The organism is Mycoplasma marinum (assembly GCF_004335975.1).
Taxonomy (GTDB): Bacteria; Bacillota_I; Bacilli_A; order Mycoplasmatales; family Metamycoplasmataceae; genus Mycoplasma_K; species Mycoplasma_K marinum.
In genome coordinates this window covers 42843-59386 of record NZ_PSZO01000003.1, presented here as the reverse complement: position 1 = coordinate 59386, position 16544 = coordinate 42843, and the positions used below count along the sequence as shown (strand labels likewise).

Sequence of the window (16544 nt, the reverse complement as noted above, 5' to 3'; positions counted from 1 at the left end):
AATTGTAAAATTAATTATAAAGATGGAAAACATCGAGAAATATTTTCAGTACCTAGTGAAAATCACTTCTTATGTTTATTTGTTCCTGATCATATATCTAAGGTATATCGATCAAGGAGTATAATCACTCCTTATTTTTTGTTTAATTTTGCAATGATTACGAAAGGAAGAGAATATGAAATTATGAATGAAATCATTATTAGCAATGGGTGTAATTGGAGGTACAACAGGTGCAGCAATAGGTGCTTCATATGCATTTGTTAAAATAGATCCAAGTGAGCAAGGATATCAATATAAATCAAGATTTTCAAAATATACAAATATAGATAAATCAAATGTAACTGGATTAAAAGCAAGAGTTGTAAAACACGGTGGTGATTTTTTCGACGACAAAATAGCTGAAATTGATTTAGTTAAAAAACAAGTTGAAGGAAAAAATATTGATGATTATTTTACAGAATACGCAAGTAAACATAAAGGTAATTCTCCTGATTTTGTCATTCATGTAGGATCTATGACTTTTGATAATCAATATACAACCGCAATTAAACCATCTGAATTTATTGATTTTATTAAGTGATTTTTCAAAAATGTTTCATGAGGTCCTGAAATTTCAACTCTAACTAGTTTTTCTATTATTAGAGGTGTTGAAATCAATGGTAATACAGTTACATTAGGTGGTCACACTTCAAAGAGACACGAAACTACGAATATTAAATTTTATCCAGATGCTTTTTTTGGTTCGCTTCCAATGTATACAACAATAACAGGTCCAGGTTCAAAACCTGATTCTATGTTAGCAAAATTTGGTAATGCTAGTACACTTGAAGATATTAATAGGGTTGTTAAGAATATCGCACCTCTTTTTGATAAAGCTATGAAAAAAAATGTACAGGATAATATCGGTAAAAAATTTGGTGATATTACTGTTAATAAAGAAGACGTTAAAAACGCTAATTATAAATTTGAAAAACATTTATATCCTATTGGCAAATTCCTTGTTAATGGAAAACATGTTGAAAAATACCAAACTTACACACATATTAATCCAGAATTGTATAGTGCTATTGCGAAAAAATATCCATATCATTTAAAAGAAACTACTGGTCCTGTTATTGAACGTAATTCAAAAGGTGAATATAAAATTGTTACAAAAAAACATAAATATATGCCAATTTCTGAAAGGATACCAATGCCAGAGATACTTTCTTTAAATCCTAAATTTAAAGGGATCGGTTCTTCTTGATTGCATTATGTTGCGACGCATGAATATGGTCACCATCAAACATTAGATGCTGCTAATGATCAATCTGGTAAAAATGTATTATTGGGTGCTTGACAAAAAATAAATAGCCCTTCATTTGACGGCTCTGCATATAATATTAAAAATGTAAATTTATATTTAAAAGCAAGAGCAAATGGGCTACAAGTTAGAAGAGTTGCTGCTTCTGAAGCTGAAAAATCTAAAAGAGATATAAAAAACTATAAAGAAGGGATATACGCTAAATTTAGTACAGATAATGGCAAAAGTTTTGAAACTAATAAACAAATTTTTGGTACTGAAAAAGAAGATTGAATTGAAATTAACAAAGAAGGTGGTGAAGACAAAGAGTGATTATTTAAAAAATATGCAAAAGTATTGGAATTTGCACAAAATTACCCTCCATTTGCTAAACAATTGCAACCTAGTTGAAGAGTATTTCATCCAACAAAACCCTCTGATTGAGACAAATATCCAAGTTTATTAGATTTAATTTCTAATTCTTCAAATATGCCAATTATATTAAATAACATTACACTTCCTCCTAAGACGCCAAGTAAAAAAAATATAGACACGAGAGCACTAGTTACAAAAAAAGTTTTAGGTAAAATATATAATGGACAACCATACAAAGGATACTTATTAAATGCTTTTGATAATAACTCAGGAACATTATCAGAAGATATTGATGCTCCAGCGGAAGTATTATCAAATGGACATTATATAAAAGCTAATGACCTTCCAATAAATCCTAATTGAAATAAAGAAGAGCTGAAAATATGAAATGATATGCCCTTAGACTATAATTTAAGTGGATATAATTATATAAATCTTGATGGTAAAAAAACCATTGACTCCGCTATTGCAAAACAAGGAAGAGGTAAATTTACTTCTGATGATATTAAAAGTATTTTTACAGATTACACAATGACTTTTCCGTTACATATTTACCAAGTAAAGAACCATTAATGCCAGGATTTACAAAACATAAAAATTCTGAGGAAAATATTTCTGAATCCAATACTGGGTTTGAATACTATATTCCAAAAGAATTTAATTCGAAATGAGTTAGATATAGAAAATTATTTTATGGGGATGCTATTAGAGAATTTGGTGAGGATGAACATTCATCTAGGTTCTGAGAGCAATTTAAAGGTAAATATGCGGTTAATAAATTGTTAGCGGGTAATGAAATAGATTCAAAAACTAAAGAATCATTAAAAAATATGTCATTTTCAATTACAACTCCCAAATATACAGATACACACTATCTAACACCTTTTTCTGAATTTGAAAAATCAAGTCATACATATATTGGACAAAATTTATCTATGGCAAATGGATACTTTAAAGATAGATTTATACGTAAATCAATGAAATGAAGTATTTACAAAGATGACGGTTCTCAAGAACCATATGTTGGTGATATGACTGATTTAAATGGTAAAAAACCAACAGGGATTGCAGATGCTTATTGATATTATTTATTAAAATCTAGAGGTATTGGTGATAGAACAATTACAGGTATTTGAAGATCACAATCGCGTGATGCAATTTATGCTTATGGTTATGTACCAACATCTTTATCTAAAAAAATTAAGTATTTAGCTATGAAAAATAGAACAACTGGCAAAGTTGAATATATTCAAATAAATACAAATCAAGATAATCTTCATTATTATACAAATCAAGCAAATGCAAAAATTAAAACGTTGGCTGATGAGGGTTATACTTCATGAACTTCAAATTTCTTTTCTTCAGGTTCTTATTCAGATGCTATTGCAAAACCAGGTGAATATACACTATATTTTACAGATAGTTCAAAAAATAAAGTTGATGGATTAACATTAGGTTCAAAACCATTAATTACTGAAAATGGGAAGTTAAGCAGTGAGGCTGCAACAAAAATTACAGAAAGTAAAAATGGGCTTTTATTTAAAGTATATAGTCAATTTAAGAAATAGGAGGAAAATATGAAAAAAATATTTACAAAAGTTATAATACCCATAACGGGTGCAGCAGCAGCAATATCTGTTCTTCCATTAACTTTATTTATTTCTAATAAATATTCACATAAGGAAAAATATGATTTTGGTTTAGCGGTTCCCACTATAAATTCGCTTAATTATATTAAATATGATGGGCCTACAAGTACTGTTGCTAGTTCATTAATGGACGGATTATTTTCTCATGGTCCATCTGGTGATTTAAAATCTCAACTTAGACTTGATCCTTTATCTGTGGAACTTTATCATGTTGATGATGGAGATGGAAGTGTAGTAAGTAGTAGTCAATCTTATGAAATTTCAGATTCTGGTTATACATCTAGTTCAGTATTTTTAGGTAAAAATTCAAAATCTTTCATCATTATTGTAAACGGCCAAGGGTTAATCTTAGACATGTTTTTCCGTTTAAATGGAAAATCAAAATGAAGAAGTGGTGATAAAAAATGAGATGAAAAAAATGCAAGAGTGGTGCAAGGTTCTGATTATGTGGATTCAGCAAAAGCAATACTTAATTTAAAAAATGGTTCCCAAAAAATTGCAAAAATCAGAAATTTAAATATTAGAGGTGTAAATGACGTTTATAATGCGCAATACGAGTATTATAAAAAGAACAAGAAAATATATCCATCTCCATTTGACGGCAAATTAAGAAAAGACGGAACAATTGGGAAAAGTGATTTTAAACTGGGTGTTTCTTCAGGGATGAAAAGTTTAAAAAATGAAATTGTTTATAATTCTAAAGAAACTTCATTGGATTTTGTTAAAAGTCTTGTTCCTGAAAATGAAAGAGATGCCAAAGGAGAATGGGCTAATTCCATAGTTCATTATTCTTTTGCACAACCTATAGACATTAATACTGCTATAGGTGAATTTGAAAGACCAGGATTTTTACCAATTAATAAAAAATTTATTGAAGATCATGGTGGAATTATGCATTTTGGAGATTCAGCAAAAAACTTCATTTGAAATGGTCCATTTGATATCAATTCATTAATTTTAGGACAACGAGGTTCTCTTACACTTAAAAAATCTGAAAAGTATTTTGATGAAAAACATGTTATACCTAATAAAATTAAACTTTATTTTCAAGAAGATGAAGTTATAAAAGGTACTTTATTTGATGATGGTAAAATTTCTCGTACAAAAGTTCCTAGTATTTATCAAATGAAATTTTGGTCTGACCTTAAAAAACGTAGATATATGAAGAAAAAGTCAGGATATGGAACAATTGCACTTTCATTAAATTTAGATAAAAGTACAAATTCTAATTCACCTTTGCAAGATGAAAATTTAAGAAAAGCTATTTCATATGCAATAAATAGAGAACAAATGCTTAGATATGCAGGATGACAAACATCATTTCCGGTTGTAAAATGAACTTCATTTAATTCAGCTAAGGATACAAAGTCAAGAAATGTAGAGACTCATTGAGATGTTTATAAAAATTCTCATAATATTTGAGAAGGAGAAGTTTATAAAGCTGGAAATGGTAAAAAATTCCCAATTGAAAATATTGATTGACAAGGGCATTTATCTGGAACACATATGTTTGAACACTCAAATAGGGTAGATAGTGGATATGATCCAGAGACTGCAAAATATTATATTGATCAATATAAGAAAGCACATCCAAATCAAAAACAAGTTACTTTAAAATTCGTTGATCCAAGTACTCCTGAGACTAGAAAAATATTTATTGGTCTTTCAAATTTCTTTAGAAGACAATTTGGTGATTATGTTAAATTAGAAGAAAAATCGTTGCCTCAGAATGTTTTTGTACAACAACAATTAACTGGTAATTTCGATATAATTTATGGGAATTATGATAAATACGATACAACTTCTGGTTCTGCATATATTAAAAGATTCTTACTTCCTGATGGTATAAATAAAGAGCAATTTAAGACAACTGGATTTAGAAATAATCCTGCAGGTTCTTGAACGTATACTACTTTTAAAAACAAAAGGAAAAAACAAAAAACTTGAGATATGCTTAAAGATCAATTGGAAATTTCTTCAAAAGTTTGAGATAAAATTAATGAGTTAATACCAAATGCGATACCTAAAAATCAAGATGAAAGACAGAAAATTATGGATAAATTTGAGAATTTCTTTATTGGAGAAGGTGGCAATTTTAGTGATAGTTTTGTTGCACAAACATTAGCAGGATTTGAAAAATTAATTCGTGAATCTGTGCCGATAATACCTTTGATGGAAGTTGATAAAGAATGAGATATTAGTAGATTAATGGGTGCTAGTTTTGGTAAATCAATGAGTTTGAAATTTGCTTACGACGTTGATAATAAACCAAGACCTAATTTACCAGGATTGGAGGAAGACTAAAATATGACAAAACAAGTAAAAAATAAACAAAATCCAAAAGAAAAAACAAATATTTTTCATAATATTTATTCCAAATATTTTTTAATAACTAGGAATAAATACATGTATCCAATTTATTTCCTTTTAAAACTTATTGCTGAATTCTTAGTAATATCATTTTTGGTTATAACAATCGTTTTCTTCTTAATTGATAGTATGCCAGGAGAAAATGGCTTATTGAAAGGTCTTGATGATGCTCAAAGGCAAATTGTTATAGTTAAGTATCACTTGGACTACCCAAGTATAAAAAGATTTATCATGTATATTGGTAATCTTATTCACGGAGATTTTGGTGTTTCATCAACGTTATTTCCGGAAAAACCAATAAATGCATTTGTTTGAGGAAGATTTGGAACATCATTTGTAATAGGTTCTATATCTGTGATTCTAACATTGCTTATTGGTATTCCATTAGGAATCGTTGTTGGTAAAAGACCCGGGAAAATTGTAGACTCATTTGCTACAATTATTATCGCAATATTAATCTCAATTCCTTCAATGGTTTTAGGATTATTTATGTTATTATTAGCGAAATCTGTTAGTTTGCCTTATATCTATGATGCAACTAATATAGCTTCATGATTTATGCCAGCTATTTCACTTTCGCTTGTTGGATCTATAACTTATGTTAGATTCATCAGAACTGAATTAAATTCTGAATTAAATTCAGTTCATGCTAAATTCGCTTACTTAAAAGGAGTAAGTAGAAATAGATTTGTTTGAAGACATGCTTTAAAACCTTCATTGTTCCCAATTGCAACTTTCTTCCCAATTGTTGTTCTTAGTTCATTTATTGGTTCAATTTTCATTGAGAAAATATTCCAAATTCCAGGTTCAGGAGCAATGTTTATTAATGCAATTCAATCAAAAGATCAGAATATTATTTTATTCTTAGTAACAATATTCTCGCTATTGACAATTGTTTCATTTATTTTACGTGATGCATTATACGCAATAATGGATCCAAGAATTAGGAGGAGGTAAATATGACTAAAATTAAAGATGAATTTGTAAGTTCGGCACCAAATAAATATTTACAGCCTTTTGCTTATAAACAATGGGAAGCTATTGGTAATGTTTTTGAATTACGTGATGAAAAAACACTTAAACCAAAAGGAAATCCATTTGTTGAATTTGTACATAGATTTTCTAAAAATTTCGGAGGATTAGTAGGGTTCTTTATATTAATTTTACTTATTGCACTTGCACTAATAATTCCGTTTACATCACAAGATCCTAAAACAACAGATATTTCAAATGCATATGCAAATATGTTTAGTAAAGGTCATATATTTGGAACTGATGATTTAGGTAGAGATGTATGAGCTAGATTATGAACTGGATTAAGATTCTCACTAGGAATTGCTGTTATGGCAACATTAATCGATGTTTTTATTGGTTTAACAATTGGTGTTTTAATGGGATATTTTGAAAAATTCGATATTGTTATGCAATTTATAATAAAAGTTATTTCAAATATTCCTACAATTATTATCATGATTATTGCTATGGTTGCAATTAAACCATCATTTTGAATCATGGTTATGGCATTGTGTTTAACAGGATGAATTGGAATGTCCCAACAAATTCGTGCTCAAGTTAAGCGTGCTAAAAACTATGAATGAGTTACTGCTTCAAGAGTTCTTGGTACACCTGCTTGAAAAATTGTTCTTAACTTTATCCCTGTTACGGTTCCTATTTTAATAACACAGTTAGTGTTTACAATTCCGGGGGCAATTTTAGCTGAAGCTGGATTAGCTTTCGTTGGTCTTTCTATTCCAAATGAAGCAACACTGGGTAATTTATTAACTGATGGTTCCACTATGATTACTTTATTCCCAAGATATACATTAATTCCAGCTTTCCTTTTAATTTCATTAACAACTTCAGTTCAATTAATTGGTAATGCAACTCAGGATGCTTTAAGGAGGCAAAGATAATGGAAAAACAAAAAAATGTAGTGGAAATTCATGATTTATGATTATCCTTCAAAAATCCTGCTAACCCAAAAGAAATCAATAAAGTTATTAGGGGGGCTTCTTTAAAATTAAAACAAGGTGAAATCCTTGCTTTAATTGGAGAATCAGGTTCTGGTAAATCTGTTATTACATCAACTTTATATGGTTTAACAGGTGATAATTCAATTATTGAAAAAGGAACAATCATTGTTGATGGCCATGAAGTTCAAGATTTTAGTAATAAAAAATGAGAACTTTCTAAATTGAGGGGTACTACTATTTCAGCAGTTTTCCAAAATCCTATGACTACATTAACTCCTACTATGAAAGTTGGAAAACAGATTATGGAAGGCATGTTAGTTAATAAATTAGTAAAAAATAAAAAGGAAGCAAAAGCAAAAGCAATTGAGTATCTTAAAAAGACAAAAATTAATAATCCTGAATTGGTAATGGATATGTATCCGCATCAAATGTCTGGTGGTATGAAGCAACGTGTTGTTATTGCATCTATTATTGCTTGTCAACCAAAAATATTGATACTTGATGAACCAACAACCGCACTTGATCCAACAGTTCAAGCACAGATACTTGATATTATTAATGACTTAACAAAAGAATATAATATTTCTGTTATTTTCATTACTCATGATTTAGGTGTTGTTGCATCAATTGCAGATAGAATTGCAATTATGTATGCAGGTCAAATTGTTGAATATGGTACTTCTGATGAAGTTCTATGAAATTCACAACATCCATATACTTGAGGACTATTATTATCTACACCAGATATTAACCAAGGTGAAAGACTTGAAACAATTCCTGGTTCTGCACCTGCTAATTTAAATAATATTGTTGGTGATGCATTTGCGCCTCGTAATGAGTGAGCAATTGGTATTGATTTTGAAAAAGAACCACCATTATTTAAGATTTCTGAAACACACTATGCAAAAACATGGTTACTTGATAAAAGAGCTCCAAAAATAAATGTTCCGAAAATAATTTTGGAAAGAAGGGCTGCATTTAAAAAAGAGAAAAGAGGAAAAGATGGCAACAACAATAAAAAATAAATATATACCAACTATTTCTCCTGTAACTCTTGAAGAAAGATTGGATAATGATGGAAGAGAAATAATTTCATATCTAAGGAATGTTTCTGTTACCTTTGGTAAAGGTATTAGGGCAATTCAAGCAGTAAAAGGTATTTCCTTCAATATTTATGAAGGTGAGGTGCTTGGTCTTGTTGGTGAATCGGGTTCTGGTAAATCAACTACCGGAAATGCAATTATGGGTTTGGTAAGCAGAAAAGAAGGTCAAATTAATATTCTTGGTAGAAATTTACCTAAGAATATTAATAAACTTAAAGGTGAATTAAATAAATTTATTGTTAATAAAACACAAATGATTTTTCAGGATCCTGCTAACTCACTTAATCCTCATAAAAATATTTATAAAGTTATTTCTGAAGGGTTAGATAATATTGATGTTAAAAGTGCTTATATGAAAATATTTGACAATAAAACTCTTGTTAATGTCCTTAAAATTATTAAAAAAGAAAAGTATAAAATTGATTATTTCAATACTTTTGATAAAATTAAATATAATGAATACCAAAATAATAAGGAATATTTGAAAATTAAGGAATTACTTTATGTAAATCCTCTTGGATCGATAGAACCTATTAATAAAATGGTAATTACATATTTAAAATTAAGAATGGAAGAAAGAAACATCTTTACACTTGGTAAACTTGGTACAAAAGCAATTAAGAGAAAATTAGTAATTGATATTTTGGGATCAGTTGGTTTATCTGAGAGAATTTTAAATAGATTTCCTTTAGAATTCTCAGGTGGTCAACAACAACGTATTGGTATCTCAAGAGCAGTTGTACTTAGACCAAAATTATTAGTTGCCGATGAACCTATTTCAGCACTTGATGTTTCAATTCAAGCACAAGTTATTAATATTTTCAACGATTTGAAAAAAAACTTTAATCTTTCGATTTTATTAATTGCTCATGATTTACGTATGGTTGAATATATTTCTGATAGAATTGCAGTTATGTATAAGGGTGTTGTAGTAGAAATTGGTACAACTGATGAAATTTCTAAGCACCCTATTCATCCGTATACTAAATCATTATTAGCTGCGGTTCCATCAATTGATTCTCATAAAAAGTCTCTTTCTGATGTACAATATGACTCAACACAACATAATTATGATGAAAAAACACAACCTTCATGATTTAAAGTTGGATCTACTGGAAAACGTTTTGTACTTGGTACAAAAAAAGAGATTGAAAAATGAGCGAAGGAGGCTTAAATGTTTAAAAAAGAAACAATGCACTTAAGTGTAAGTATATTTTCAGCTATTTCATCAGCATTCACACTACTTTGGTTATCATTTGCCCTTGCTCATTTACGTTTAGGATTACATATTTTTGCGATACTTTGATTAGTCGCTTGTTGAATAATAACATCCATTTTAGCGATTAAAGCATATAGGGTCACACCTGCAAAATATAAAAAATTAAATTGATTTGGAATATTAATTGCACCTTTATTCATTCCTATTTTTACCTCTTTTAATTTATATAAAAATTCAGGTGTTGATAAAAAAATAGTTGATAAAACAATAGAAGAATGGGAAACAAAACATATTTTTGATTATCTTAAATATTACGACACAATAAATGGGGTTAATTTTTCTAAAGATTTTATAGAGGAGATTTCAATTACAAAAAATCTGTATAAAAATAAAATTATCGATAAAAAATCTATGAGACAATATATTAGAAGAATACTTATGGAAGAGCTAAAGATAGAAAAACTTCCAATTATATATACCAATGAACAAATTAAAGTGGAATTACCTGAATAAGGTTTTGAATTTTGGTAAATATTAATTATTTTATATTTTAATTGAAAAATAAATAATTTATAATTCAGGCTATAATGCCTGTTTTTTAATCAATGCTAATTTTCGGAGAGATACAAGAACTTGTTAATATGGGAATTGTTATAATTTAGACTTGTTTTTTTAATGTCATCGCTTGTTGCGATAATTTCAAAACTATTATCAATATATAAGATTCCATATAATTTATTAATTAATTGATTTAAACTATAGATTCCAATTATTATATATATGACATTTTCATTTTAAAAAACAATCTCTTTTAGCACTTTAAATGTCATTTATGCATATAAAAAATTAGTTTCAATAGAATTTATAATATTTTTGAAAATTATATCTTTAAAAATTCAATATTATTCAACCACTTATATTAATTACAGAAGGTGTTCCTTATTTTTTTAATGCTAAAAAAGGTTTTTCTTTTATAGATAATTATAAAAATAAAAAAAGGGTCTCCCCCTTAAGTTTTATATTAAATGAAAGCAAAAATTAAAGAAATACTAAAACAAACTAGTGTAGGTAAAATAATTATTGTTAAAAATCTTATTGCTTGCCTTGTTTTTGCTTGTCTAAAAGAATCCATATTATATTTTTGAGAAAAAGTATAATGTTCTATAATTCTCTTATCACTATCTGTGATCTTTTTATTACCTTTTTTATATATTGCATTATCCTTTTTACGCGATATTCATGAAAATAGTATTCCACAAAATCCAACTATTGTTAATCCAAAATAGACATGTGAAATCAATTTATAAGAGCAATGTGCAAGCATCATTGACATTAATGTTATGGAAATAGCTAAGAATAGCACTATAAACCATCCAAGGTCATATTTATTAAATAATTTCTTCATAAAAATATTATACTAAATATACCCTTTATAATACTAATGAATGTATTAAAAATGTTTTACGAAAAGGTGGAGATAAAATAAAACTAGAAAATAATTGATTATTAATAATCATCTATTTCAAAAATATTTTTTATACACTATTAATTTTATTGATTTAAGATTCATTATTTCTTTTAGTTATTGTCCACATAAAAAAAACATACCACCCATTATTTTTTTGGAGATATGTTTTAAGTTTTGATATTGGGTACAAATTAAATGCATTAACATTACAATTTATTTCGAATTATACTTGCGATATCTAATGAAGGATATGAATCAGTTTTTGTTCAAACACTTCCATCCATATTAAATTCTTTATTCCAATGTTTAACTTTTAAATATATTAAATAGGACTATTTTTATTGTTAGTGTTTTTCCCAAATAAGATTTCTCATCCACTTGGAAGATTGGCATATATATCTTGTAAATTTGTCTTAAGAACTGTATTTATCAAGTCTTTATTTTTATTATCATATTTTGTATAATATGATATATTTTTTGATACAAAATTATAATAATATACTGATGTATTTCCGGTATTTTCAATTTTATTTATAATTTGTGCAAATATATCTTTAGCAACTTCTTTTTCCGACATAAATTTAATATTAATCATTACTTTTGTCTTATATCCTGCAATGTTTTCTGCTGTTAATGTAATAGTTTGAATTGAATTTATATCACTTGAATCTACTGGATTAGTTGTAAAATTAGATGAAATTGTTATTCCAGAAGGAATTATGAATAAATCTTTAAGCATTTGCTCATTAATATTTTCATCTTTATATAAACTAATATTAAACGAGTTGGATTTTGAATCATGACTTAATGTTCTAGATCCTATTTTGGCATCGTCTTTCATTTTTATCATTGGTCCAGTACCATTTATTCCTGTTGCATTAACTTTTACTGATTTAGTTACAGAAGTTCCAAATCCTTTTGAAATTGTCAATGTAACTACTAATTCACCATTGGCATCGATTCCGTCATGAGAATATGTTATATTTGTGCCTTTTAAATCGTTAGGAAGTGTTATTCCAAGGTTGCCGCTAACTAATTTCACATCTTTTGCAGAAGTTATAGCTCCGAATGTTGAATTATAATTAGCTCCTAAATTTATTGAGTTCACTATTTTATTTATATCTAATGAATCAGTTTTGTTTCTCTCTCTATTTGTTATTATGCTTGCAATATTGATATCTTGCGCTCCACTTCTATCATTTTTATCTCAAATAACACCATTAAGGTCATATCAATCAGAACGTTTATATATAAGCTTAATTCAAAGTAAAACAGGAGTACCACCAGTAACTGTTCGTTTTCCTAATTGAATTTCTCAACCTGGATCTAAGTTGTTATATATATTCATAAAACTTGTTCCAATTATAGCATCCAATGACTTACTGTTGGAACTTTGATATGTAGTATAGTATGGTATTGCGCCACTTTTATTGTAATCTTCCACTTTTGTAAAACTTATATTTTTCAATGCGTCCGATATTTTATTGAAAGTCTGTTTTAGCTTCTTCTTTAATTTTATTTTTTTGAGCAACATCCATACCTGTAACTGTTAATTTAACAACAACTGAATCGGTCGCACCGTTCTTACTAAAGCTTAATGTAACATCATAAGTTCCATTGTGGTCAATCTTTTTGTGTGTATATTTAACATCAACACCTTCTAAATCATCAAGAATATCAATGCCAAGAGTTTTATCGACAAATGCAATATTTTTTACCGCTGCAATTGCTTTATTTGAATTATAATTTGCCGTCTTCGAAATTTGCTTAGAAATATTTTTTATTGTCTCAGGAACTTTTGCTTTATTAATACCTTTAATGTGAACAATAATCTTATGTTCTACAATTTTTTCAGACACTTTGCTTATTTTGAGGATAACTTCTAATTTTCCATCTTTTTCAATTTAAGGGCGTGAATAAGTAACTTTAGTTCCCGATAGGTCTTTTGGTAATGTAATTCCTAATGTCCCATTTTTAAGTTCTTCATTTTCTATTTTTTCAATTTTAACTAAAGTTGTATTGTAAAAATAATTATCCTTAAATTGCTCAGAAATTTTATTTGAGTTAGTCTTATGATTTTCAATTTTTGTAATTATGCTAACTGTTGACTAATAATCGTTGCTCCTGCCACCGCAACTGCTGTCCCTCCTAAAATATAAGTAAAGTATTTTGATTTTATTTTCTTCATTTTACCCCCTATCATTGCTTATTTAAATTTATATTTTGTATTTTAACCATATTTATTACTAATTAATTAGATGTATTAATCTAAGGGTATTTTTCTTGTTTTTTTGTACTTATTTTTTAAATAGTTTATAATTTACACATTAAAATACTAAAGTGTATTTCACTCAAGGAGTAATAAAATGGCAAAAGTAATTATAGGTATGTCAGGTGGAGTTGATTCATCTGTAGCTGCATTTTTATTAAAGGAACAAGGGCATGAAGTTGTTGGTGCTTTTATGCGTAATTGAGATTCGGTTGCAAATAACGATATTTTAGGTAATAAAAACGCAACTAATCAAGAAAAATGTCCTGAAGAAAAAGATTGAGCAGATGCTCAAGAAGTTGCGAAAAAGTTAGGTATTGAAATTCATAGAGTTGATTTTGTCAAGGAATATTGAGATTATGTTTTTGCTTATTTTATTAAAGAATATAAAATGGGTAGAACTCCAAATCCGGATATTTTATGTAATAAATATATTAAGTTTGATAAATTTATGGAATACGCATTCAATGAATTGGGTGCTGATTATATTGCAATGGGTCACTATGCAAAACAAAAGGATGGAGAATTATTTAGGGCTAAAGATATGAATAAAGATCAAACTTATTTTCTTTCACAACTTTCAAAAGAACAAATATCTAAATCTCTTTTCCCCTTATCTGATTTAACTAAACCAGAGATTAGAAAAATTGCTGTAGAACAAGGTCTTGTAACTGCTAATAAACCTGATTCAACTGGTATTTGTTTTATTGGTGAGAGAAATTTTACACAATTTTTACAAAACTATATTGCAACGCAACCTGGTGAAATTAGAGATATTACAACCGGAGAGATAATTGGTAATCATATTGGGGTTATGTATTATACTATTGGTCAAAGAAAAGGTCTTAATTTAGGAGGGATGAATGAGCCTTATTTTGTTGCTGGACATGATATGGATAAAAAAATTATCTGAGCTGCTCCAGCGTCTAAAAATGAATATCTACTTTCAGATAAATTAGAAGCAGTTGATGTAAATTTTAATACTGATAATTTTAATATCGATAACATCACTGTTAAATTTAGATATAGACAAACTGATGTTAAGGCTAAATTAGAAATTCATGAAGATAAAATAATATTGTCTTATGATTTATTTGAAGCAGTTACACCGGGTCAACAAGTAGTTCTCTATGATGGTGAAAAATGCATTGGTGGTGCTACAATTGACAAGATATTTAGAAATGGCAAAAAAATAGAATATGTTTAGTTAAATAAAAAATAGAATAAAATTTATACCTTCATTAAAGGTAGAAAGATAATGTGAGTTCCATAATAAGGAGTTCACTTTTTATTTTTGAATAATTAATAGTGAAACAATGAACAATAATTTTTAAGGAGTGTGAAAGTTTTAGAATATATGCATCTTGATACACCATGCCAAAATTAAAGGTGAGACAATCTCCAACGAGCAAAAGGGGTGATTTGGTCAAGAACTTATGTTATAAAAAATGGCGATACTGATATAGTTGGAAGTATAACGGGCAAAAAAGCAATGGAAAAACCAAAAAAAGCTATAGATTGAGATGAATTTACAAAAAATCTTATTAGAATCACTAAAAGATATAAAAGGATGCAAAAAAATAAGAATACTACTTATAAGTTGCAAAGAAATCCAATTTAAAAAAAGTTACTACTCAATCTTTCTTAATGAATAAAAAACATTGTATAAGGAAAGACAAGTAGTGTTCATTAATAAAATACGCAATAAATGCTTGGCATAGGGAATAGGTACCTAGTTAAAGGCCTTGGGGTGCTTGTTCATATAATAAGGCAAATCAAAAAACATTATTATTGAATAAAAAAATTAATTAAAAGGGAATACGATGATAACAACCTGGTTTTGGAATATATTAGAAACACAGATTTAAAACGAAAGATTATTTACTCAGATCATGAGAGTTAATAATCTTCTAATGATTTTGATTAATGATACACAAATTAGGTGAGGCTATTTCAATGTCTAGAATTGGAACTCTTTAGATAGTGGGGAAGTTGATTTTCTTTAATGTCAAATCAGAATGTTTGAACATATTCAAAAAGATATTATCATTTGACTAAGTTGAAGCATATATTCAGGAATGCTTAAAATTATATAATTACAAAATAGATTAACATTAAAAACTCTTGCAGAAGCAAGAGTTCAAAAAGTCCACTTTATCTTTCGCCTTTACAAAGTATGCGAGTTTTACTCTTTTTTTAAATCTACTAAACAAATGTCTCTAAATTAAAATCCTTTAAATGATCAATATTAGAGAAATCCTCAATTGTAAACTTACCTTTTTCATAATTAATTGTTGTTATGCTTGTATTGTGTAAGAAGGCTTCTTTTTCCATATCTTTTCAAGATTTATTTTTAATTATTTTAAACAACACCTTTAAAATAACTCCGTGAGTAACTATCAATGAATTTTTATTTTCTTTTATTATTAAATCAAGCGCTCTTCTTGCCCTTATTTCCAGTTCTTCATAAGTTTCTCCGTTAAAGTATGAAGGATTATATTCAAGAGTATTGTTTCAAAGATTATTTAAAAGTTTTGGATATTTTATCTGTATATCATCTTTTTTCATGCCTTCAATATCACCAAAACTCATTTCCTTTAAATCATCTACTAAAATTAGGTTAGTTGTTTCTTTTTTTAATAAATTTGATGTTTCAACAGCTCTACCTAATGGACTTGAAAATATTTGGGAAAAATCATATTTATACATTTCATTTTTAAGTGAAATTGTCTGTTTTATACCTTCTTCTGTAAGTCGTGAATCTAGTTGCCCTTGAAATTTCTTAATTTTATTTCATTCTGTTTGTGCGTGCCTCACAAAAAATAATTTCATTTTA

14 protein-coding genes are annotated in these 16544 nt (G+C 27.9%); 10 read left to right on the top strand and 4 right to left on the bottom strand.

Going from position 1 to position 16544, the window contains the following annotated elements; genetic code table 4:
- The first annotated feature begins 175 nt into the window (after positions 1–175).
- Genes C4B24_RS01065 through C4B24_RS01030 form a run of 8 tightly spaced genes read left to right on the top strand, consistent with a single transcriptional unit; the run spans position 176 to position 10484 of the window.
- Positions 176–2230 (top strand): PDxFFG protein, encoded by a 2055-nt coding sequence (locus C4B24_RS01065; protein WP_131598503.1) that lies wholly within the window; start codon positions 176–178, stop codon positions 2228–2230.
- Positions 2230–3225 carry a hypothetical protein gene (locus C4B24_RS01060; protein ID WP_131598501.1) on the top strand — a complete coding sequence of 332 codons (996 nt, stop codon included), beginning with the start codon at positions 2230–2232 and terminating at the stop codon, positions 3223–3225. Before C4B24_RS01065 ends, C4B24_RS01060 begins: the two co-directional genes overlap by 1 nt.
- 9 nt (positions 3226–3234) lie before the next feature.
- The gene (locus C4B24_RS05200) at positions 3235–5610 is read left to right on the top strand and encodes an ABC transporter substrate-binding protein (protein WP_246005065.1); all 2376 of its coding nucleotides are present in this window, start codon (positions 3235–3237) and stop codon (positions 5608–5610) included.
- A 3-nt stretch (positions 5611–5613) separates the two neighbouring features.
- Positions 5614–6633, top strand: coding sequence for an ABC transporter permease (locus C4B24_RS01050; protein ID WP_246005064.1), 1020 nt, complete (start codon positions 5614–5616; stop codon positions 6631–6633).
- Between the two features lie 2 nt (positions 6634–6635).
- The gene (locus tag C4B24_RS01045) at positions 6636–7589 is read left to right on the top strand and encodes an ABC transporter permease (protein ID WP_131598499.1); all 954 of its coding nucleotides are present in this window, start codon (positions 6636–6638) and stop codon (positions 7587–7589) included.
- On the top strand, positions 7589–8674 hold the full coding sequence (locus C4B24_RS01040; RefSeq protein ID WP_131598497.1) for an ABC transporter ATP-binding protein: 1086 nt from the start codon (positions 7589–7591) through the stop codon (positions 8672–8674). Before C4B24_RS01045 ends, C4B24_RS01040 begins: the two co-directional genes overlap by 1 nt.
- Positions 8652–9926: an ABC transporter ATP-binding protein gene (locus C4B24_RS01035; RefSeq protein ID WP_131598495.1), complete on the top strand. Its 1275-nt coding sequence runs from the start codon at positions 8652–8654 to the stop codon at positions 9924–9926. The genes C4B24_RS01040 and C4B24_RS01035 overlap by 23 nt, the downstream gene beginning before the upstream one ends.
- Positions 9927–10484, top strand: a complete 558-nt coding sequence (locus tag C4B24_RS01030; protein ID WP_131598493.1) for a hypothetical protein — start codon at positions 9927–9929, stop codon at positions 10482–10484.
- 508 nt (positions 10485–10992) lie between these two features.
- Here C4B24_RS01030 and C4B24_RS01025 read toward each other — a convergent pair.
- The 3 genes from C4B24_RS01025 to C4B24_RS01015 all read right to left on the bottom strand — a co-directional run bounded on the left by C4B24_RS01025 (position 10993) and on the right by C4B24_RS01015 (position 13298).
- A complete protein-coding gene (locus tag C4B24_RS01025) occupies positions 10993–11376 on the bottom strand; it encodes a hypothetical protein (RefSeq protein ID WP_131598491.1) in 384 nt (127 codons plus the stop codon).
- A 385-nt stretch (positions 11377–11761) separates the two neighbouring features.
- Positions 11762–12907, bottom strand: coding sequence for a hypothetical protein (locus C4B24_RS01020; protein ID WP_131598489.1), 1146 nt, complete (start codon positions 12905–12907; stop codon positions 11762–11764).
- A 13-nt stretch (positions 12908–12920) separates the two neighbouring features.
- Complete coding sequence (locus C4B24_RS01015; protein ID WP_131598487.1) at positions 12921–13298, bottom strand: hypothetical protein; 378 nt, start codon at positions 13296–13298, stop codon at positions 12921–12923.
- A gap of 507 nt (positions 13299–13805) precedes the next feature.
- On the opposite strand from C4B24_RS01015, the gene mnmA reads away from it, so the two are divergent.
- Both mnmA and C4B24_RS01005 read left to right on the top strand, forming a co-directional pair.
- Positions 13806–14915 carry a tRNA 2-thiouridine(34) synthase MnmA gene (mnmA, locus tag C4B24_RS01010; protein WP_131598485.1) on the top strand — a complete coding sequence of 370 codons (1110 nt, stop codon included), beginning with the start codon at positions 13806–13808 and terminating at the stop codon, positions 14913–14915.
- Between the two features lie 210 nt (positions 14916–15125).
- Positions 15126–15329 carry a hypothetical protein gene (locus C4B24_RS01005; protein ID WP_131598483.1) on the top strand — a complete coding sequence of 68 codons (204 nt, stop codon included), beginning with the start codon at positions 15126–15128 and terminating at the stop codon, positions 15327–15329.
- Between the two features lie 584 nt (positions 15330–15913).
- Here C4B24_RS01005 and C4B24_RS01000 read toward each other — a convergent pair.
- Positions 15914–16540: a histidine phosphatase family protein gene (locus tag C4B24_RS01000; RefSeq protein WP_131598481.1), complete on the bottom strand. Its 627-nt coding sequence runs from the start codon at positions 16538–16540 to the stop codon at positions 15914–15916.
- Positions 16541–16544 lie beyond the last annotated feature (4 nt).